The sequence below is a fragment of the Chitinophaga oryziterrae genome (genome assembly GCF_009758125.1).
Classification (GTDB): domain Bacteria; phylum Bacteroidota; class Bacteroidia; order Chitinophagales; family Chitinophagaceae; genus Chitinophaga; species Chitinophaga oryziterrae.
This window is the reverse complement of sequence record NZ_WRXO01000001.1, coordinates 902253-924510: the sequence shown is the minus strand read 5'-3', so window position 1 is coordinate 924510 and position 22258 is coordinate 902253. Positions and strand designations below refer to the sequence as shown.

General features: G+C 44.7%; 20 protein-coding genes. 7 read left to right on the top strand and 13 right to left on the bottom strand.

Going from position 1 to position 22258, the window contains the following annotated elements:
- Positions 1-123: 123 nt before the first annotated feature.
- Positions 124-816 carry a cell division ATP-binding protein FtsE gene (locus GO495_RS03740; protein ID WP_157298342.1) on the bottom strand — a complete coding sequence of 231 codons (693 nt, stop codon included), beginning with the start codon at positions 814-816 and terminating at the stop codon, positions 124-126.
- Between the two features lie 799 nt (positions 817-1615).
- Between GO495_RS03740 and GO495_RS03735 the strand changes: the two genes are divergently transcribed.
- A complete protein-coding gene (locus tag GO495_RS03735; protein ID WP_157298341.1) occupies positions 1616-1996 on the top strand; it encodes a BlaI/MecI/CopY family transcriptional regulator in 381 nt (126 codons plus the stop codon).
- Entirely contained in the window at positions 1993-3207 is a 1215-nt protein-coding gene (locus GO495_RS03730; RefSeq protein WP_157298340.1) for a TonB family protein, read from the top strand. The genes GO495_RS03735 and GO495_RS03730 overlap by 4 nt, the downstream gene beginning before the upstream one ends.
- Before the next feature lie 210 nt (positions 3208-3417).
- Here the strand turns inward: GO495_RS03730 and GO495_RS32505 are convergent, their stop codons facing one another.
- Entirely contained in the window at positions 3418-4596 is a 1179-nt protein-coding gene (locus GO495_RS32505) for an AIR synthase related protein (protein WP_338075354.1), read from the bottom strand.
- Positions 4597-4737: 141 nt separating this feature from the next.
- On the opposite strand from GO495_RS32505, the gene GO495_RS03720 reads away from it, so the two are divergent.
- Entirely contained in the window at positions 4738-5670 is a 933-nt protein-coding gene (locus GO495_RS03720; protein WP_157298339.1) for a bifunctional riboflavin kinase/FAD synthetase, read from the top strand.
- Here GO495_RS03720 and holA read toward each other — a convergent pair.
- Complete coding sequence (gene holA, locus GO495_RS03715; RefSeq protein ID WP_157298338.1) at positions 5667-6662, bottom strand: DNA polymerase III subunit delta; 996 nt, start codon at positions 6660-6662, stop codon at positions 5667-5669. The genes GO495_RS03720 and holA overlap by 4 nt on opposite strands.
- Before the next feature lie 10 nt (positions 6663-6672).
- The gene (locus GO495_RS03710; protein ID WP_338075353.1) at positions 6673-7398 is read right to left on the bottom strand and encodes a ribonuclease H-like domain-containing protein; all 726 of its coding nucleotides are present in this window, start codon (positions 7396-7398) and stop codon (positions 6673-6675) included.
- A 106-nt stretch (positions 7399-7504) separates the two neighbouring features.
- Here GO495_RS03710 and GO495_RS03705 point away from each other — a divergent pair, with 106 nt between their 5' ends.
- Together GO495_RS03705 and GO495_RS03700 are read left to right on the top strand one after the other, a co-directional pair.
- Positions 7505-8467: a hypothetical protein gene (locus tag GO495_RS03705; RefSeq protein WP_157298337.1), complete on the top strand. Its 963-nt coding sequence runs from the start codon at positions 7505-7507 to the stop codon at positions 8465-8467.
- A gap of 346 nt (positions 8468-8813) precedes the next feature.
- On the top strand, positions 8814-9212 hold the full coding sequence (locus GO495_RS03700) for a response regulator (RefSeq protein WP_157298336.1): 399 nt from the start codon (positions 8814-8816) through the stop codon (positions 9210-9212).
- Positions 9213-9269: 57 nt separating this feature from the next.
- On the opposite strand, the gene GO495_RS03695 is transcribed toward GO495_RS03700, so the two are convergent.
- Positions 9270-10916 carry an ABC-F family ATP-binding cassette domain-containing protein gene (locus tag GO495_RS03695; RefSeq protein WP_157298335.1) on the bottom strand — a complete coding sequence of 549 codons (1647 nt, stop codon included), beginning with the start codon at positions 10914-10916 and terminating at the stop codon, positions 9270-9272.
- Between the two features lie 107 nt (positions 10917-11023).
- Between GO495_RS03695 and GO495_RS03690 the strand changes: the two genes are divergently transcribed.
- Together GO495_RS03690 and murI are read left to right on the top strand one after the other, a co-directional pair.
- Positions 11024-11692 (top strand): carbonic anhydrase, encoded by a 669-nt coding sequence (locus GO495_RS03690; RefSeq protein WP_157298334.1) that lies wholly within the window; start codon positions 11024-11026, stop codon positions 11690-11692.
- A complete protein-coding gene (gene murI / locus GO495_RS03685) occupies positions 11689-12549 on the top strand; it encodes a glutamate racemase (protein ID WP_170302624.1) in 861 nt (286 codons plus the stop codon). Before GO495_RS03690 ends, murI begins: the two co-directional genes overlap by 4 nt.
- 78 nt (positions 12550-12627) lie before the next feature.
- Here murI and GO495_RS03680 read toward each other — a convergent pair whose 3' ends face one another.
- The 8 genes from GO495_RS03680 to GO495_RS03645 form a co-directional block, all read right to left on the bottom strand.
- Positions 12628-14685, bottom strand: a complete 2058-nt coding sequence (locus GO495_RS03680; protein WP_205691194.1) for a S9 family peptidase — start codon at positions 14683-14685, stop codon at positions 12628-12630.
- Between the two features lie 105 nt (positions 14686-14790).
- On the bottom strand, positions 14791-16179 hold the full coding sequence (locus tag GO495_RS03675) for a Gfo/Idh/MocA family protein (protein ID WP_157298333.1): 1389 nt from the start codon (positions 16177-16179) through the stop codon (positions 14791-14793).
- Between the two features lie 119 nt (positions 16180-16298).
- Positions 16299-17063 (bottom strand): succinate dehydrogenase/fumarate reductase iron-sulfur subunit, encoded by a 765-nt coding sequence (locus GO495_RS03670; RefSeq protein WP_157298332.1) that lies wholly within the window; start codon positions 17061-17063, stop codon positions 16299-16301.
- Between the two features lie 35 nt (positions 17064-17098).
- Entirely contained in the window at positions 17099-19072 is a 1974-nt protein-coding gene (locus tag GO495_RS03665; RefSeq protein ID WP_157298331.1) for a fumarate reductase/succinate dehydrogenase flavoprotein subunit, read from the bottom strand.
- A gap of 19 nt (positions 19073-19091) precedes the next feature.
- A complete protein-coding gene (locus tag GO495_RS03660) occupies positions 19092-19772 on the bottom strand; it encodes a succinate dehydrogenase cytochrome b subunit (protein WP_157298330.1) in 681 nt (226 codons plus the stop codon).
- Between the two features lie 117 nt (positions 19773-19889).
- On the bottom strand, positions 19890-20453 hold the full coding sequence (locus GO495_RS03655; protein WP_157298329.1) for a hypothetical protein: 564 nt from the start codon (positions 20451-20453) through the stop codon (positions 19890-19892).
- A 107-nt stretch (positions 20454-20560) separates the two neighbouring features.
- Positions 20561-21373, bottom strand: coding sequence for an N-acetylmuramic acid 6-phosphate etherase (gene murQ, locus GO495_RS03650; protein WP_157298328.1), 813 nt, complete (start codon positions 21371-21373; stop codon positions 20561-20563).
- Between the two features lie 16 nt (positions 21374-21389).
- The gene (locus GO495_RS03645) at positions 21390-22232 is read right to left on the bottom strand and encodes an N-acetylglucosamine kinase (protein WP_157298327.1); all 843 of its coding nucleotides are present in this window, start codon (positions 22230-22232) and stop codon (positions 21390-21392) included.
- Between the last annotated feature and the right edge of the window lie 26 nt (positions 22233-22258).

Here is a 22258-nt window from a genome sequence, read left to right as displayed (position 1 = left end):
AAGGTTTATTTATTCGCTATTTTTCCGGAGGCAAAGGTAAATTAAAAATTACGAATTAACAATCATAAATAATAATTGGCTTCCGGAGCTTCCCCGGAAGAGTCCCCTTTGAATACGAATTGCTTATACAAAATTGATCGTTGCGTTGTCCGTTACCCGTCCGTTTTCCGTGCGCAGTACGCGGGAAGGGAACTTTTGCAGCAGGATATAATCATGCGTGGCCATCACCACCGCAGCGCCTTCTTCCCGGCTGATACGGAATAATAACTGCATAATTCCGTCTGAAGTCTCGGGGTCCAGGTTACCGGTAGGCTCATCTGCCAGGATCAATTTAGGGGAATTCAGCATTGCCCGGGCAATATCCACGCGCTGTTGCTCGCCTCCACTCAGTTCATATGGCATTTTAAAGCCCTTTGTCCCCAATCCTACCTTTTCCAGTACATCATGGATCTTTTCCTCCATCTTCTTATTATCCTCCCAGCCGGTGGCCTTCAGGGCAAATTTCAGGTTATCATGCACCGTCCTGTCTGTCAGCAACTGAAAATCCTGGAAAACGACTCCCAGATTACGGCGCAGGTAAGGCACCTTCTTCCAGTCCATCTTCTTCAGGTCAAATCCTACTACCTGTCCTGCTCCCTCGCGCAGATAAAGATCGCCATAGAGCGTTTTCAGCAGGCTGGATTTTCCCGTACCCGTTTTACCGATCAGGTACACAAATTCTCCCTTGTCCACACTGATATTCACATCAGAAAGGATCAGGGAATTCCCCTGGTATATATTCACATTTGATAACTGTATAATCGGTTGCTCGGCCATATGTCCTATGAAAATGAGTTTAGTAGTAAAACAAAAATAGCCAATTATAAATAATAACCGTAGGGGAAGTTTTTACCCGGTAAAGGCAGCTGGTATCCTTTGTTATAAGTCTGTTCTGACGCTTAATATTTGCCATATTTCCTGCCATTATATTTCTCATTATAGTTTAATATATTGATAATCAGTAGTAAAAAAGCATCGAAATATTAGTCTATCCTGTTAACCTACTGATACTCTGTGCCTTCAGGTATATAACCCGTATATAAGCCCTATATAACCCCTATATAACCCCTATATAACAGGTATATAAGCTGTACTTATATAGATAGGGCTTATATACCGGTTATATCATAGTCAATTAACAATTATAAAGCGTATAGAGGAAGGTTTATGCACTTCCTGACCTATGTTAACCCCTATTCCGGGTAGTATAAGACAACTTCAAACTAAAAGGGAGTGCCCACCCGGGATACAAGCTGGTGACATCGGGGAGTGTTATGGAATTGGCTATACGTTCAACATAGGCTGAACATACTTTGGCCGGGGCCGGGGCCGATCAAAGTATGTTCAATCTATCTCCTGACCATGTTCAAAGTATGTTCTACTCTCTAACTCTCCCCGGAGACACTGTTAATTTGTATGGCAAAAAGCAAGTATGCTGTTTTAAAATCAACTGATTTACAATTATTTGAAATATACTCTCAGGGAAAATCGAAAGGGATGCATGACCAACTAAAAATATAGTTTGATAACTAAATAATTAGTTTTATCTTAGTTTCAGACTTCTAAAACATACCAGATGAGCAGCGTAAAAGTTTTAACAAAAGCAGAAGAACAGATCATGCAGGCACTGTGGAAAACAGGTCCTGCATTCGTTAAAGAACTGATTGATGCCATGCCGGAACCCAAGCCGCATTACAACACGGTATCCACGCTGGTAAAGATCTTAATCGAAAAAGGCTTTGTTGATTATAAAGCATATGGTAAGTCTCACCAGTATTTTTCCCTTATCAGCAAAGACGATTACAGCCGGAATACCATGAAGCATTTTGTAAAAGGTTATTTCGCCGGTTCCTTCAGTGAAATGGTATCCTTTTTTGTAAAAGAAAAAGATATCAGCGTGAATGAACTCGAACAATTACTGGATCAGATAAAGGACGCTAAAAACAAAAAACAATGATGTTGCTTAGTATTTATTTTATCAAGGTATTTATCTGTTCCGGCGTATTGTATGCCTATTATGCGCTGGCATTGAGAGACAATCATTTTCATCAGTGGAACAGGTATTACCTGTTGCTGGCGCCTCTTTTATCACTGGTACTGCCGCTGCTTAAAATTCCTGTGTCATTGTATCCTTCTGCAGATACCCCGGCGCCACTGATCACCATGCAGGAATTTATTATTAATAATAAGCCTGTTGCTGACTTCTTTGTAACTCCGGGTCTGCTTATAGGTATCCTTTACGGACTGGTTGCAACCGGATTGTTATGCAGAATAGCATATAACTGCCGGCGCGTGTACCTGCTGCTTAAGAAGAGCCGTGTGAATAAACTTACAGGCTATCAGCTGGTAGAAAATCAAGAGATAAAGTCTCCTTTTTCCTTCTTCAGGAACATATTCCTGCATAATGATTTTAATACAGACAGCAAAGAAGGACAACAGATCCTGCGTCATGAACTGGCGCATATAAATGGTCATCATACTACAGATAAACTGTTGATGGAGGTACTATGCGCTATGTGCTGGGTGAATCCTTTCTTTCACCTGTTTAAACGGGAACTGAGTATGGTGCATGAGTTTATAGCCGATAAAGCAGCGGCTGAAAAGGATGCTGCGGATTATGCAGAAACTATCCTGTATATGACCCTGGATAGTAAGCTGCTGGCCACCGTCAACAATTTCACACACAAGCCGGTTAAGCGGCGCATCAATATGCTTTTTAACACTCATAAAAACCACTCACTTATGAAGAAGATGATTGTCTTTCCGGTGCTGACCGCACTCGTTGTATTCATCAGTTGTCTGCAGAAAAACGATAGCGTTGCACAAACAACTGATAAAAAGGATACCACTGTATACACTTTCGTTGAGAAACCACCTACCTTTCCCGGCGGAGAAAAAGCACTGATGGAGTTCCTGTCGGAACAAATACATTATCCCAAAGAAGCTGTAAAGAAAAATGTAAATGCCACTGTGTTCGTAAATTTTGTAGTAGCCGCTGATGGTAGCATACAGCATGTAAAAACAGTTGGTGCGGCTAAAGGCTATGGCTTCGAAGATGAATCTATCCGGGTGGTAAAAGCTATGCCCAACTGGATACCTGGTACGCAGGAAGGAAAGTTTGTAGCGGTGGAATTTAACCTCCCTATAAGATATCAGATAACGAAATAAAAGTACCCTGTTCTTTATCTCCTTATTGCTGGCTTAATTAGTTTATTGCCAGCCCGTTAACTCATACTCTCATTATTTATTTCACACTGTTTTACTACGGACTGAAATCCGAAGGGGCTTTGTGCAGGGTATACCAGAGGTATATAAGGGTTGTATGGGGGGGATAAAAAGAGAAGAGGCCGGTATGTTACGGGCCTCTTCTCTTTTTATTTAATGATATATAAATTCTCCTTTTTCGCTTTTCACCGTCACCTGTTTCTTCTCTGCTGCTTCTACCCTTCCTACTATCTGCGCATCAATATTAAAACTCTTACTGATCTTAATGATCTCCGCTGCTATGTTCTCAGGTACATACAACTCCATGCGGTGCCCCATATTAAATACCTGGTACATTTCCTTCCAGCCGGTACCGGACTGCTCCTGGATCAGGCTGAATAAAGGAGGGACCGGGAACAGGTTATCTTTGATTACATGCAGATTATCTATAAAATGCAGCACTTTCGTCTGCGCTCCACCACTGCAATGTACCAATCCATGTATCCGGGAACGGTAGCCTTCCAGTACTTTCTTAATCACCGGTGCGTAGGTACGTGTAGGTGATAATACCAGCAGCCCCGCATCAATAGCGCCAAAACCAGGCACCTCCACCTTATCTGTCAGGGATTTTTTACCGCTGAATACCAGGTTAGCCGGAATACCGGGATCAAAACTCTCCGGGAACTTTGCAGCCACCTCTTTATTGAATACATCATGACGGGCAGAGGTAAGGCCATTACTGCCCATACCGCCATTATAAGACTTTTCGTAAGTAGCCTGCCCTGAAGAAGACAACCCAACGATCACATCACCTGCCTGGATAGTATGATTAGAGATCACCTCAGATTTCTTCATCCGGCAGGTAACCGTAGAATCTACGATGATAGTCCGCACCAGGTCACCCACATCAGCCGTTTCACCACCGGTGGAATAAATACTGATACCATAACTGCGCAACTCTTCCAGGATCTCTTCCGTACCATTGATAATGGCAGCAATCACTTCTCCGGGAATCAGTTGTTTATTACGGCCAATAGTAGATGATAACAGGATGTTCTCAGTAGCGCCCACACATAACAGGTCGTCCAGGTTCATGATGATGGCATCCTGTGCAATACCTCTCCAAACGTCCAGGTTACCGGTTTCTTTCCAGTAAGTGTAAGCCAGGGATGATTTTGTACCGGCACCGTCTGCATGCATAATATTGCACCATTCGTCCTGCCTGCCCAGTATATCGGGTACTATTTTACAAAATGCCTTCGGAAAAAGTCCTTTGTCGATATGCTTAATGGCATTGTGTACATCCTCTTTTCCTGCCGAAACACCGCGCTGCGCGTAGATATTCTGATCCACTGAGTAATTTTAAAATGAACAATCAAGTGCAAAAGTAACAGATTAGTGTCTATTTTGGACGGGTAGCGCGTAAACCCGGACTATTCTCACACGTAAATGTTGTATTTTGCATATGAATACAGATCGTTTTTAAGGCGTTTTATGCAGATACACAGGGACCTGGCCCACTTGCCGGCTTTAAGGCGGGCAGTTATTACTATCGGAACTTTTGATGGTGTTCATACAGGACACCGTTATATTATACAGCAGTTACAGCAGGCAGCAGCAACATGTGAAGGCGAAACAGTGATCATAACTTTTGATCCGCATCCCAGGGAAGTACTGCAACCCGGTACCAATCCCGTACGCCTGCTTACTACCCTCGGCGAAAAGATTGAACTGTTATCCAAACATGGCATAGACCACCTCGTCATCGTTCCTTTTACAAAAGCTTTTTCTGAACTGTCTGCCCAGGCCTACCTGGAAGACTTCCTCATAGAAAGATTCAAACCACATACCATCATCATCGGCTATGACCACCGTTTCGGGCATAACCGGGAAGGCGGACTGGAACTGCTGGAAGTGGAACAAAGCCGCTATGGCTTTCAGTTGATAGAAATCCCCCAGCAGGTAGTACATGACCTCTCCGTAAGCTCTACCAAGATCCGTAAGAGCTTACAGGAAGGAAATATTCACCTGGCCAACGAATTACTGGGATACGATTATTTCCTGGAAGGCACTGTGGTGCATGGGGATAAAATGGGCCGTCAGCTGGGTTACCCTACGGCTAACATGCTGTTGCCTGATCCGCGCAAGCTCATCCCGGCGCATGGTATTTATGCTATCCGGGTACATCTGAAAAAGCATGCGCTTCCTTTAAAAGGCGTAATGAGCATAGGCACCCGCCCCACTTTCGATGGTACGGACCTCAGACTGGAAGCGCATGTGTTTGATTTCAGTGAAGACATCTACGACCAGCTGATAAGGGTGGAAATAATCGGCTTCATCCGCGCCAGCCAGAAATTCGATAACATAGAAGACCTGATCGTTCAGATGGATAAAGACAGCCTGATCGCCAGGGAAATGCTGGCTTAATACATCATCTTATATACCAGCTCCTTCATCAGCTCACCATCCTCTACCCCACTGTCATTGATACCAATGCTGCGTAAGTTATAGGCATGCAGTAAAAGGATGGCCTTTTCAGCCCCTTCCGCCCCATATTGCTGGGCAGCCTTTATATAATCCTTTACAAAGAACGGATGTACCCCAAGGGCAGCGGCAATCTCTTTTTCACCCCCTTTTACGCCAAACACCATATTCATCTTGCTAAAGAAATTATACAAAGCAGGGAGGACCATTTGTATAGGGCCTGCTTTAGGATTAGAGGAAAAGTAGTGGATGATACGCATTACTTTAGTGATATCCTTCTGACCTATAGCATTTTGTAACTCAAATACGTTGTATTCTTTACTGATACCTACATACTTCTCGATATCATTCTCGTCTATCTTTTTCCCTTCCGGCAGGTTTACCAGCAGTTTATCTATTTCATTGGCCATACGGGCCAGGTCGTTCCCGATATGATCTACCAGCAGGATACCTGCTTTCTGGGAAATAGCCCTGCCTAATCCATGCACATAAGCTTCAACCCAGGCAGGCAGCTGGTTATCGTACATCTTCTTGGTACTCAGCAGCACCCCCCTGTCTTTAATCAGCTTGGCCATTTTGCTGCGGCCATCTATTTTGCCTTGTTTATGGGCCACTACCAGGATGGTAGATTCCAGGGGTTTATCTATATAGGACTCCAGTTTGAGGATATCCTTCATTGCCTGCGCCTCTTTGATAACGACTACCTGTCTTTCTGCAAACATGGGATACCGTCGGCAGGCATTCACAACGGTACTCCAGTCGGTATCTTTACCGTATAGAACGGTGAGATTGAACCCTCTTTCGGATTCATCCAGTATATGTTCCTCCGCATAGTTACTTACCTGGTCTATAAAAAAGTCTTCTTCACCTTCCAACCAGTACAGAGAGCGGAACTTCTTTTGTTTCCATTCTTTTATAATATCCTGATAATCCATCCTTTATTACCTATTTAATATATACTACATCGTCTGGTTGCAGCAGGGGTACGCCCTTAAAACGTGTTAATAACTGTGCAACGGCTATTACATCCTTCTGACAATAACTGGCGATCCGCTCCAGGTCCCGCTCCTCCCAGTATACTTTCCCTACCATGCTGCCATCTATATCATCCTTGGGTGTTGGAATGTCCAGGACAGCGGTCAGCAGTTTCAGTGAAGTATAGTTCTTAAAGTCCCCAAAACGCCATAAGTGCATGGTATCCAGCATGGGGAGTTCCCAGGGTTTGAAGCCATGTACCTGTAAAGGAAGGGGCAAAGATAGTTGATGAATAACAGACCTCCTGCAAATAAAAGGAATATCAAACTCCTTTATATTATGTCCGGCAAACTGGAAACGGGGGAATTTTATATGAAATTTATTTATCAATTCTAAAAAACTGTTTAATACAACCTTTTCATCATCATCGCAGAAAGATTTTATACGTAATTGATAACGATTGTTTTCCACACTGAAGTATCCCGCTGAAATGCACACTATCTTGCCGAATTCGGCATAAAGTCCGGCCCTGTCTGCGTATGCTCCTTCCATATCAGTTGAATCTGGCGCAGTTTTTGCAATTTTGTCCAGCCATAGTGCTTTCATCCTTTCCTGCAGATGGTCGAAGGAGGAAACACCCGGAGTTGTTTCAATGTCCAGGAGTAAAAGTTGATCTAGCGATATATTTGGTAACACAGTTATTAACAGTTTATAATTTTTCTAAATTAAACAATTCTAACCTTTAACTTTGTATAGCAAGTTTTAACCATATAAGAATTTAACTATAAAAAACAAAACAACTATGACTGAGAACACTTTTAACAAGCCTGCTCCGGGATCTCCCGGATCTGAAAAACCAAGAAGCCGTAATGGCCTCATATATGGTATTCTGATCGCAGCACTGGCCGGTACATGGATCTACATGTTGTATGATAAGAACAAGACCACTGATACCATCGCTCAGCAAGGTATGCAGATAGATTCCATCTCTTCTTCCAGGGATGCATTACAGCAGGAATACAATGCTGCCAACGCACGTCTGGATGATCTGATTTCTCAGAACAGCCGCATGGATAGCCTTGTTAAAACAAAAGACAAGGAACTGGCTGATATGAAGTCCAGGATCCAGAGCATCCTGAGCAACAAGAATGCAACTCAGGCAGAACTGGCACAGGCACGTAAGATGATTGAACAACTGAAAGGTAACATCGAAGGCTATACTCAGACCATCGAACGCCTGGAAGGTGAAAAGATCGTCCTCACCGGTGAGCGTGATTACGCACGTAAAGAAAGGGATTCCCTGGGTGTACAGAAACAAAACCTGGATAAGAAAGTTAGCCTGGGTTCCGTACTGCATGCTTCCAACATCCACTTACTGCCGATCAATGTGAAGAAGAATGGTAAGGAAGTAGAAACGACAAAGGCTAAACGTGCAGATATGATGCGTATTACCTTTGACCTGGACGAAAACAGGATTGCTGAAACCGGCGATAAAGAACTGTATGTAGCTATTTCTGCTCCGGATGGTTCTCCACTGGCTGTTGAAGCACTGGGTTCAGGCAGGTTTACATTGTCTGACGGTACAGAAAAATTATATACCGCTAAGAAGACTGTCAGCTATACTCAGGGTGAAAAACAAACCGTTAGTATGGACTGGAAACAGAATTCCGACTTTAAACCAGGTGATTACAGCGTTGAGATCTATCATGATGGTTATAAAATAGGTTCAGGTAAAGTTACCCTGAAGAAAGGCGGACTGTTCTAGTAGTCTCTGCCGGATCTCAGATCCACCTCCCAGATTCTTTATCCCTTGTGGATCAGGAATCTGGGATTTTTTTTGCCCGGGCATGTTAGGAATCCTCATTATCTGCAACTATTAAATAGACAATAATAAAGTCATTTTGTTAATGATTAGTTATTGTGAAAAACTCATATATAAAAATATGTTTAATTAGTGTTTCTTTGCATGTAACTTTATTACAGGGATGATCATCCGCGCATCTGGAAAGTTCGTAGTTATGTGAATCGGGGTATGCATACGTTTGCATATACTAAGTGACCCCTTGCTCTTTTGAATGTTATTATCAGAGATAAAATACAGGAAGCAAATTATGCAGGAAAACTCTAAGCAGGTGTACGTTGTAGACGACGATGAAATATTTCATTTCATCCTGAAAAAGATGCTTGAACAACAGACCGAGCATCTGGAAGTGACTTCATTTCTTTGTGCGGAGGATGCTATAGAGCAACTACAACATCTGCCATTGTGTTCACTTCCCTCACTGATCATCCTCGATATGAATATGCAGCGGATGAACGGATGGGACTTTATTGATGCCTACCGGGGCATCAAAGGCACCCTGCAGCAACAAATCCCTATCATAATGTGTTCTTCTTCAATGGATATGAGGGATATGCAAAAGGTGAAACGTACGCCAGAACTGATGGCATACATTACCAAACCGCTGGACCCTGTTAAAGTGAAACAGATCACCGACTGCCTGGTATAAATGAAAATGGCCAGTTGCATTGCTGCAATTGACCATTTAGTATTTTGTTTTACTGAATTATTGTACCGGTACTCTCTCTCCGTACATTTCCTCTCTCAGGGCCCTTACTCTGTCATCAGCCAGGTATTCATCAAATGTGGTCAGCCTGTCTATCACCCCTTTCGGCGTAATTTCTATTATACGGTTAGCCACAGATTGCATAAAGGTATGGTCATGCGTTGTAAACAGCACCACCCCTTTAAAGTTGATCATACTTTCGTTGAATGACTGGATAGATTCCAGGTCAAGGTGATTCGTAGGTTCATCCAGGATCACTACGTTAGGGTCCTGCAGCATCATGCGGCTGGTCATACAACGTACTTTCTCACCACCGCTCAGTACGCTGGTCTTCTTCATGATCTCTTCCCCGCTGAACAGCATCTTACCCAGGAACCCACGCAGGAATGGCTCATCCACATCGGTTACGTGTGGCGGAACGAACTGGCGTAACCAATCCATCAGGTTCACTGACTTATCCTCGAAGAACTTCGCATTATCATTAGGCAGGAAAGCAGTCGTTACGGTAGTTCCCCACTCGTATTTACCGCCATCAGCCTTTTGTTCGCCATTGATGATTTCAAAGAAAGTGGACAGCGCCAGGTGATCTTTGGACAGGAAAGCGATCTTATCGCCCTTGTTCACGCTAAAGCTCACATTGCTGAACAGCTTCTCCCCATCTACTATCTTTTCCAGTTTCTCCACATTCAGGATCTGGTTACCTACTTCACGCTGTTGCTTGAAGATGATACCAGGATATTTACGGTTGGAAGGCTGGATATCTTCAATAACCAGTTTTTCCAGGGCTTTCTTACGGGAAGTAGCCTGCTTACTCTTGGAAGCGTTGGCACTGAACCGGGCGATAAAGTCCAGCAGATCTTTACGCTTATCTTCCATCTTCTTGTTCTTATCAGCTACCTGGCGGGCCATTAACTGGGAAGTTTCATACCAGAAGGTGTAGTTACCGGAGAAGATCTGGATTTTGGTACGGTCAACGTCTGCTACGTGCGTACAAACAGCATCCAGGAAGTGACGGTCATGGGATACAACGATCACGATGTTCTCATAATCTGCCAGGAAGTTTTCCAGCCAGCCGATGGTTTCCACATCCAGGTGGTTGGTAGGCTCATCCAGCAGCAGGATATCCGGGTTACCGAACAGGGCCTGTGCCAGCAGTACACGCACTTTCAAACTACCACTCAGGTCCTTCATTAAAAGCCCGTGCAGCTCCTCACTTACGCCAAGGTCACCCAGCAGCACTCCGGCATCACTTTCGGCAGTATAACCGCCCATTTCGCCGTATTCTGCCTCCAGTTCACCTGCACGCATCCCGTCTTCCTCTGTAAAGTCCTCTTTTGCGTATATAGCGTCCTTTTCGTTGGCTATATCCCACAGTTTTTTATTACCCATCAGCACGGTATTGAGTACCGTAACTTCATCGAATTCAAAATGGTTCTGTTTCAGTACGCTCATACGCTCACCGGGGGTGATTTCCACACTACCTTTACTGGGTTCGATTTCCCCTGATAAAATTTTCATGAAGGTTGTCTTACCGGCGCCATTGGCTCCGATAACTCCATAACAATTGCCTTTGAAGAAATTGAGGTTAACTTCATCAAACAATACCCTTTTTCCGAAAGAGAGCGATACGTTTTTAACACTGATCATGCTAGCTAAAGAAATTTAAGGCGCAAAGTTACGAAATGTTTACTAGTTTATAGATAGCTTCCATATTCCTTATCTTTAACATATTGAATGTTCACTAAATCACACCCATGACCGATTATAACGAGATTTTTGAGAATAATAAGCGCTGGGTAGCTACCAAAACAGCGACAGATGAGAAATTCTTTGAGAAACTGGCCCTGGAACAAAAACCGGATTACCTCTATATAGGCTGTAGCGACAGCCGGGTACCGACCAATGAGATCATGGGACTGGATGCAGGGGAAGTGTTCGTTCACCGGAATATCGCCAACCTGGTAAATAACGTGGACCTGAATGTAATGTCTGTGATCAATTATGCCGTCCGCCATCTGCAGGTAAAGCACATTATCGTGTGCGGACACTACAATTGCGGTGGTGTAAAGGCAGCCATGGAATCTGCAGACCTCGGCCTGCTGAACCCCTGGCTGCGAAATATCCGGGACGTTTACCGCCTGCATAAGGAAGAACTGAATGCCATCGAAGATGAGCATGCCCAATACAACCGCCTGGTAGAACTGAACGTACAGGAACAATGCGTAAATGTGATCAAAACAGCTGCTGTACAGCAGTCATACCTCGCTGACCACTATCCTACCGTACACGGCTGGGTATACGATATTCATAACGGAGAACTGATAGACCTGAAGATCGATTTTGAAAAGATCCTGCATGAAATACAGGAAATCTATGATCTGACAGGCACAGGAAGACTCATGAAGAAAAAAGGCAGCAAATGACAGGATTAAAGTCTGAACAATTGACCGGACCCATTGGTGTATTTGACTCCGGTTATGGTGGATTGACAGTTTTGAAAGAGATTATTGCGGAACTTCCGCAGTATGATTATATCTATTTAGGGGATAATGCCCGTGCGCCTTATGGCAACCGGGGGTTCGAAACCATTCATTCGTATACTTTAGAGTGCGTGCAGCATCTTTTCCGCATGGGCTGCCCATTGGTAGTACTGGCCTGTAATACGGCCTCTGCCAAAGCCCTGCGTACTATTCAGCAGAAAGACCTGCCGCATATTGCGCCGGACAGACGCGTATTAGGCGTGATACGCCCTACTACCGAAATGGTAGGTACACTGACACAGACGGGAGAAGTGGGCATTCTGGCGACCCAGGGGACTGTTACCTCCGAATCTTACCCTATAGAGATCCGGAAATTCTTTCCGGAAGTAAAAGTGCATCAGCTGGCCTGCCCTATGTGGGTACCTTTGATTGAGAATAATGAAGCGGATAGTGACGGGGCGGATTATTTTGTAAAGAAGTATTTAGATCAGATACTTACTGAGGCTCCAAATATAGATACACTGGTATTAGCCTGCACACATTATCCTATCCTCACTAAGAAAATAAAACAGCATTTACCGGGTGGTATTACTTTACTATCTCAGGGTAAAATAGTAGCGCATAGTCTGAAAGACTATTTACACCGACATCCTGAAATGGAAACACGTTTAAGTAAAAACGGGGAACAGAAATTTTATACGACTGATGATCCGCAGATATTTGAGAAGCTGACGAATATATTCTTCGGCGCTACTGTGAAAACAGAAAAACTGGATGTAGCGGGCGGAGTTAATTGCTGATTAAAACTTTTTTATGATGGTGCTTCGCACCATCATAAAAAAGTATAGGTTTTTGCAGGGCTTCGCCCTGCACCCAGATTATTTTCCTTCCAATGTTATCAGGAATGCATACTGCATCGCTATTTCTTCCAAAGGCTTAAACCTTCCGGAAGCCCCGCCATGCCCGGCTTCCATATTGGTGTGTAATAACAGCAGATGATGATCTGTTTTTACTTCACGCAGCTTCGCTACCCACTTTGCAGGCTCCCAGTATTGCACCTGTGAATCATGCAAACCTGTTGTTACCAGCATATTCGGATATGCCTGGGGAGTGACGTTATCATAAGGGGAATACGACTTCATATAATCGTAATACTCTTTCTTCTTAGGATTACCCCACTCATCAAATTCACCGGTTGTCAATGGGATACTTTCATCCAGCATGGTAGTTACTACATCCACAAAAGGTACCGCTGCAATCACCCCATTCCATAAGGTCGGACGCATATTCACTACAGCCCCCATCAGCAGGCCACCGGCGCTGCCTCCCATCGCATATAAATGTGCACTGTCTGTATAATGCTGTGCTACAAGGTAATCAGCACAATCAATAAAATCAGTAAACGTATTCTTCTTTTTAAACAGCTTGCCATCCTCATACCACTGTCTTCCCATTTCCTCTCCGCCCCTGATATGCGCAATAGCATAAGCAAATCCCCTGTCTAACAAACTAAGGCGGTTAGAACTGAATACAGGATCTATACTATGCCCGTAAGAACCGTACCCATAAAGCAATAAAGGCATCTTGCCATTCTTCTCGAAACCTTTTTTATACACAATTGATACCGGTACTTTGGCTCCATCTCTTGCTGTTACGTATATGCGTTCCGTTATGTAGTTCTTAGGATCATAACCACCCAGTACTTCCTGTCTTTTACGCAGTTCGTTTTGTTTCGTATCCATGTTATAATCATAAGTGGACACAGGCGTAGTCATGGAAGTATACGAGTAACGCAGCACCTTTGTATCAAACTCAGGATTGACAGAAGTAGACGCCACATATGCCGGTTCGTCGAAATGAAGGTAATGGTCTTCATGTGTGCGGGTATTGATCACACGCAGTTGTGTAAGACCTTTTGAACGTTCACTCAACACCATATGGTCGCGGAAAAGGTCCAGCCCTTCCAGTAATACGTCCGGACGGTGGGCGATCACTTCCTTCCAGTTACTGCGTTCTGTTTTATCCAGCGGACATTGCATCAGCCTGAAGTTCACAGCATCCCAGTTGGTAACAATATAAAACTGGTTATCCTGATGATCGATATGATACAGCATATCCTTCTGCCGGGGTTGAAATACCTTAAACGCGGCAGTAGGTTTGGAAGCATCCAGTATGCGGTATTCAGAAGATAAAGTACTGCCGCTTTCTATCATGATGTACTTCCCGGATTTACACCTGGTAACACCGGCAGAATATGTTTCATCCTTCTCTTCATACACCAGCTGATCATCGCTGGCTTTAGTGCCGGTCAGATGTCTGAAGATCTTATTCTCACGTAAAGTGCTCGTGTCTTTCGTTGTGTAGAAGAACGTTTTATTATCACTGGCCCAGGCAACATTACCGGATGTTTCGCTGATCAGTTCCGGTTGTAATTCACCTGTCTGCAGGTTCTTGATATGGATCACATACCTGCGGCGGCTCACTGTATCCACGCCATAAGCGAGCCATTGTCCATCCGGGCTCACCGTCATTCCACCTACCTGGTAATAAGCATGTCCTTTAGCAAGATCATTTACATTGAGAATGATCTCTTCCGCAGCTTCTGTACTTCCTTTCTTACGGCAATAAACAGGATATTCCTTTCCCTGCTCATAGCGGGAGTAATAGTAGTATCCTTCCTTCAGGTAAGGCACGCTCACATCAGTTTCCATGATGCGGCTTTTCATTTCCTCGTATAGCTTTGTACGTAATTTTGCGGATGAGCGGGTCATCGTATCCAGATAGGCGTTTTCAGCCTTCAGATAAGCGATCACTTTCGGATCTTCCCTGTCATTCATCCAGTAGTAATTATCTGTGCGGGTATCTCCGTGAATCGTTAATTCCTTATTTACTTTATCCGCCACAGGGGGCGCAATCGTTACAACTTCCTCTGACATAACTCGTTTTTTTTCCTTACAGGCAAACAGGCTTACGCCTGACAGCATTATGCAAAATGCAGCGGATCTCCTCATAGGTGCTTATTAGTTAAGGTTACGAATGTACTACACTATCTTCATTTTAACAGGGTCCCAGTCAATTGCTTTCTTTCTGAAATAACTTTCATTGGTAAGTAATGCCGGTCCTGCTGCACGCAACCCGAAAGAAGCATCTTCCACAATGGGTTTACCACCGCGCATGGCCTCAAAGAAATTGACGAAATGGTCGTAGCGGTCATCATAACCATTAGGCGCCGCATAACTGCTTTCAGATACCTGTGCCGGTTTACGTTGTTCCTCGGTATACTTCGCGTTGTATTGTTTTACATATTCTTCCTGCATCGTCTTTGGAAAGGTATTGTAGGTATCCCAGCCACCATAACCGGGAGCAGCAGACAACTTATGTTTTTTGATCCTGAAATCATTCCAGCCCAGTTCCATCACACCATCGGTACCTATCAGGCGGGTAAATTCACCACCACCGCCACCATCTGCGAAATTCACGCGAAGGGTCATCTGGAAGGCAGCGTGTTGTTTGGTTTCCGGGTAATCGAAAATAGCGACAACGACATCCGGTACGTCCCGGCCATCTTTCCATTGCACCAGGTTACCACTGGCATACACACGTTCCGGCCCCATAGAACCAGTGATGAAGTGCAGGCCGGAGATCAGGTGTACGAACAGGTCGCCCGGAATGCCGGTACCATAAGCCCGGTAGTTACGCCAGCGGAAAAAGCGGGTAGGATCAAAAGGCACTTTGGCCGTATCTTTCAGGAAAGTATCGAAATCAATGGTTTTAGGTGAAGCATCCGGAGGGATAGAGTATTGCCATGCACCCAGCGCATCGTGACGGTCCATACGGGCCTCTACGATGTTCAGCTGCCCTATTTCACCAGCCTGGTACCGTTTACGCGCTTCTGCCAGCATTACACTGCTTACGCGCTGGCTGCCTACCTGGAATACGGCTTTAGTACGCTGCTGGGCGGCTATCACCTGATGTCCTTCTTCTATCTGCTGTACCATAGGTTTTTCGCAGTAAACGGCCTTTCCTTTTTCCATGGCAGCAATGGCAATCGTATCATGCCACAGGTCGGGCGTTGCGATGATCACAGCGTCTATATCTTTCCTGTTCAGCAGTTCGCGGTAATCGCGGGTAGTAAAGACCTTATCGCCATACAACTCTTTTACTTTTGTAAGATGCCCATCATAGAGGTCTGCTGCAGCAACGAACTCCACTCCCGGGACTTTAATGGCGGTCTGTACATCGCCAAAGCCCATGATACCCATGCCTATACAGCCCAGGCGGATATTATCAGTGGAAGAAGGTGGTTTGCCGGGTTGCAGGATGTGTACCTGTTCTTTGCCTTTTCCTAAAGCGGCCAATGAGCCGGCACCCAGCAAAGCTGCAGTACCGCCTAGATTGCGGATGAATTTTCTACGGGAATTATTTGTCATAACGTTATGGGTTGAGAACTGTGGGTTTTTATAACAATATAAACACTTTAACGCAAAAAGCAGAACGCCCGATGCGGTTTGCATCAGGCGTCCTGCTTTCAATATATTGTGTTCAACAACTATTTCTCATATGTGAACCCGGCGGAGATAAACTCGCGGTTCAGACGTGCGATGTTGGTGAGGGAGATCTCTTTAGGACATTCCGCTTCGCATGCACCGGTATTGGTACAGCTACCGAACATTTCCTTGTCCATCTGTGCGATCATATTCAGTGCACGGCTCTTTCTTTCAGGCTGTCCCTGTGGCAGTAAAGCCAGCTGGGAAACTTTAGCAGATACGAACAGCATGGCAGATGAATTCTTACAGGCAGCTACGCAGGCACCACAACCGATACAGGCAGCAGCAGCGAAAGCTTCGTCCGACTGATCTTTTGGTACCAGAATGCTATTAGCATCCTGTGCATTACCGGTATTTACAGACACATAACCACCCGCTTCGATGATACGGTCAAAAGCGCTTCTGTCTACGGTCAGGTCCTTTACTACCGGGAAGGAACCAGCTCTCCATGGTTCTACGGTAACAGTATCACCATCCTTGAAAGCACGCATATGCAGCTGACAGGTAGTAGTACCAGCCCATGGACCATGAGCACGGCCATTGATGTGCATGGAACATGCACCACAGATGCCCTCGCGGCAATCATGATCAAATGCGATAGGCTCTTTGCCTTCATTGATCAGTTTTTCATTCAGCACATCAAACATTTCAAGGAAAGACATTTCTGATGAAATTCCCGAAACCGGGTATGTTTCAAACTTTCCCTGAGCATCTGTATTTTTCTGCCTCCACACCTTGAGTGTGAGATTCATATTATAATGTTCCATAGTTGGACAATTATTGTAGTGAATAAACCGGTATCTTATTTATAACTGCGCTGTGTTGGCTTACATTCTTCAAACACCAGCTCTTCTTTATGCAGCTCGAACTGGCTTGGGCCTTTATATTCCCATGCAGCTACGTAGCTGAATGCTGCATCGTTACGTAAAGCTTCTCCTTCATCGGTCTGAGACTCTTCACGGAAGTGACCACCACAGGATTCGCGGCGGTTCAGTGCATCTACGCACATCAGCTCACCCAGTTCCAGGAAGTCAGCCACACGGCCGGCCTTTTCCAGTTCAGGATTGAATTCGTTGGCAGTACCTGGTACGCGCACATCTTTCCAGAATTCTGCACGCAGTTGCTGGATTTCAACGATGGCTTCTTTCAGGCCTTTTTCGTTACGCGCCATACCGCACTTGTCCCACATGATCTTACCAAGCGCTTTATGGAAATGGTCTACAGACTTGGTGCCTTTGATGTTCATCAGCTTGTCAATATCTGCCTGCACCGCTTTCTCTGCTTCCACAAATGCAGCGTGATCGGTAGGGATATCCTTTGTCTTGATATCATCTGCCAGGTAATTACCCATAGTGTAAGGGATAACGAAGTAACCATCTGCCAGCCCCTGCATCAGCGCAGAAGCACCCAGGCGGTTTGCACCGTGATCAGAGAAGTTAGCTTCTCCCAGTGCGTACAGACCGGTAACAGTTGTCATCAGTTCATAATCCACCCACAGGCCACCCATTGTATAGTGCACTGCAGGATAGATACGCATTGGCACTTCGTAAGGGTTCTCACCGGTGATCTTTGCGTACATATCGAAGAGGTTACCGTATTTCTCAGCTACCACTTCTTTACCCAGTTTCATGATATCTTCATGAGACGCGTTGGAGATCTGTCTTTTGCTGACTTCAATCTTACCATAACGTTCCATGTTGAAAGCGAAATCCAGGTACACCGCCTGTTTAGAGCTACCTACACCATAACCGGCGTCACATCTTTCTTTAGCAGCACGGGAAGCCACGTCACGTGGTACCAGGTTACCAAAGGCAGGATATCTCCTTTCCAGGTAGTAATCCCTTTCGTCTTCAGGAATATCAGAAGGCTTGCGGTTGTCGTTTTGTTTTTTAGGTACCCATATACGACCATCGTTACGCAGTGACTCAGACATCAGCGTCAGCTTAGACTGGTGATCACCGGAAACAGGGATACAGGTAGGGTGGATCTGCGTAAAGCAGGGGTTACCGAAGAAAGCACCTTTACGGGTAGCTTTCCAGGCAGCTGTTACGTTAGAACCCATCGCATTGGTAGATAAGTAGAATACGTTACCGTAACCACCGCTGCATAATAACACAGCATTACCGGAATGACGTTCCAGCTTACCGGTGATAAGGTCACGCGCAATGATACCGCGGGCCTTACCATCTATCTTAACGATGTCCAGCATCTCATGACGGCTGTACATTGTTACGTTACCCAATGCGATCTGGCGTTCCAGTGCAGAGTAAGCGCCTAATAATAACTGCTGACCTGTCTGGCCTGCAGCATAAAACGTACGCTGTACCTGTGTACCACCGAAAGAGCGGTTACTGAGTAATCCGCCATATTCACGGGCAAAAGGAACACCCTGTGCCACGCACTGGTCTATAATATTGCCACTTACCTCTGCCAGGCGATGCACATTGGCTTCGCGTGCGCGGTAGTCGCCACCTTTTACAGTATCGTAGAACAAACGGAACACGGAGTCTCCGTCGTTCTGGTAGTTTTTAGCAGCATTGATCCCTCCCTGTGCAGCAATACTATGTGCACGGCGGGGACTATCCTGAAAACAGAAAGCTTTTACTTTATAGCCTAATTCTGCAAGAGAAGCTGCAGCTGAAGCACCTGCCAAACCTGTACCCACAATGATTATTTCCATGTTGCGCTTGTTAGCCGGGTTTACCAGCTTACAATGCCCCTTATAATCTTCCCACTTCGACCCTAATGAACCTTTAGGAATTTTTGAGTCCAACATATATCCTTACTTTACTGAATTATTTGAAATAGATTACCACGGGAATAATAGCAAAACCTACAGGGATAAGTATCCCGAACAGCCATACTCCTACAAAACTGATAAGACCATTGTACTTTACGTGATTCAGACCAAATGTCTGGAAAGCACTCTTAAAGCCATGGATCAGGTGAAAGGACAGCGCTATCATACCGATCACATACAGTACAACTATCCACAATTCTTTAAAAGCTACCTGTACGACAGTGTAGAGATCTTTCAAAGGTTCTTCTCCGCCATAATTTTGTGTTGGGATCTCTCCAAAGTGGAATTTCCACCAGAAATTAGCCAGGTGGATAACAATGAAGATCAGCAGGATACTGCCCATAATAGCCATCTGACGGCTGAACCAGGAAGATGTCTGATTACCGGGATTAACAGCATACTTTACAGGACGTGCAGCCCTGTTGCGGAAGGTAAGCTGTAAAGCGATGAAAGCGTGGAGAAGGATCGCGATCTTAAGGCCCCAGGCAATAAGCTGGATAAGCTCATTATGCCCCATGAAGGCAGCATACGTGTTGAAAGCCTTACCACCATCGTTGTAAAGCAGTTGGAAATTACCAGCAAGGTGTACAATTATAAAACTACAAAGGAACAGGCCGGTAGCACCCACTAATAATTTCTTACCGATAGAGGTATTAAAAAACTGTGACCACTTCATAACTAAAATTCTAAGCTTCCTAAAAGATGATATGATAATATTTCGAATATATCGGGCAAATTTAACGCAGGAAAAGTAAAAAGCAAATGATATTTCTCAGTTTTTCAACACATGTAACTACTCTAACCTTCTTATCATAAGGTTATCTACCAGGTTATATAGGTGCTGGGGCTGGAAAGTACGCCATTTATCAACATCCAGCAGATTTACATAATTATCGATACGTGCCCTCTCGAATTCCTGCCGGGTGTGTTCCGGCATGTTCAAACTGACAATCCATCCGCCTTCATCGCGGATATCATCCCACCACTCCTCATAATAACAATCATCCGAAGAGTGAAAGTTCATTACATTCTCAGTAATTAATATAAACTTATTGATGCCGCTTGCAGTCATGATATCAATAACATCCCTTTTCAGGGTCATGATATCATTCTCTATACAATCATTCCACTCTCCCAGTAATTCAATAATGGCAAAATTGAACTGATAGTCTACAAACAGGATCTTACTATACAAGGTACGGGAGCCAAACTCATCCCACTGAGGATGGATATAATAATTATAAACAGTATTGACATACTGAAACTCACTGTACTCTCTCCCAAAGAAAGGTGATTGCTCATCTTCCTCCGATGTATATAAATGACGCCAGTTATAAAATGGTTCTATATTATGCATGAAAATCATATTTATCCGGGAAATCGGCCTCCCCGGATGTATGTTTTCACAAATTTCAATATAAAAATCAAAAAATAGTAGTGCGGCGTTTCTGAAAAAATTCGTACCTATATATAAGCTTCGATGGCCTTTCTCACACTGCCCGCTTTCAACAGCATATTTTTCGCTTCTTCATAATCTGTCAGTGACAGTTTCTCCATCAGCATCTTCACACCTCTGTCTACCAGTTTATCATTACTCAGCTGCATATTCACCATCTTATTATCCTCTACCCTTCCCAACTGTATCATCACTGCCGTAGAGATCATATTCAACACCAGCTTCTGTGCAGTACCGCTTTTCATACGGGTGCTGCCGGTAATGAATTCAGGACCTACCACCACTTCTATCGGAAAATCTGCTTCATCAGACAAGGGTGCTCCCGGGTTACAACAGATACTGCCGGTGATAATGCCTTCCCTTCTGCATCTCTTTAAGGCCCCTATTACATATGGAGTGGTACCGCTGGCAGCAATACCCACTACCACATCCTTTTCGGTAATGTTACATTCCTGCAGGTCTTTCCAGCCCTGCTCCCGGTCGTCTTCCGCAAATTCAACTGCCTTACGGATGGCAGCGTCGCCACCGGCAATCAGGCCTATTACAAGCCCATGAGGTACGCCAAAAGTAGGCGGGCATTCAGAGGCGTCCACAATGCCCAAACGGCCACTGGTACCTGCTCCCAGGTAAAATAAACGGCCACCGGCCAGCATTTTATCTGAAATGGCGGATACCAGCTTTTCTATCTGAGGCAATACTTTTTCTATCGCCTCCGGTACGGTTTTATCTTCTTTATTGATATTGCTCAGGACTTCCTGCACACTCATTTTCTCTAAATGACGGTAGTGTGAGGTTTCCTCGGTTACTCTCGTGAAAGACATCAGGTATAAATTTGGATTATTGATGATATGCGATCAATCCTTCCATGGGGCTGCGCAATATCTTGCCCAGCTGCAGTTCATACAGTTCACATAGTTCTTTCAATACGTCCCGGAAATTCCAGGCTATGCTACCGGTAAAGTGCAGTGGGTGCGTCCAGCTTTCGCTGTACTTATAAATATGGTTAAAGAAGAATTCATTGAAACTGTCTTCCAGGATATTTTCGATCAGATAATGTCCCCTGTTTTCCGAAAGAAAAGGCGCAAAGCTTGCCAGATAACGGTTCGCCATTGGCTTACGGTACACATTCTCCAGGATTTCGTCATTATTGGTATTGTACTGGGCGTCAAAACGGGCTCTCAGCTCTTCGTCGAACGACTTATACATATACAACTGCAGCAGTTTTTTACCCAGATAAGCGCCACTGGCCTCATCCCCCAGGATAAAACCCAGTCCGGGATTGTTCTTCACGATCTCTTTCCCATCATAATAACAGGAATTACCACCTGTGCCCAGGATACTGGCTACACCTGGTTCCCGTCCGCACAATGCCCTGGCAGCTCCCATCAGATCGTGCTTTACGTCCACTGCGGCCGATGGCCACACTGCTTTTAAAGCCGATTGTACGATCTCTACGCTCTTGGGCTGCAGGCAGCCGGTACCATAGTAAAATATTTCTTCTATCTGAAATGCCGGGGGTAATTGTGGCAGGAGTTCCTTTTCCAGGAGTTCCTGTATCTGCTTTGCATTCAGGAAATAGGGACTTATTCCCAATGTTTTATAGTGCCAGCTTTGATCGCCTGCCACCAAACACCAATCCGCCTTACTGCCTCCGCTATCCGCTATAAGTTTAATTTTCATGACACATCTGTTGTAGGTGAGGTTTA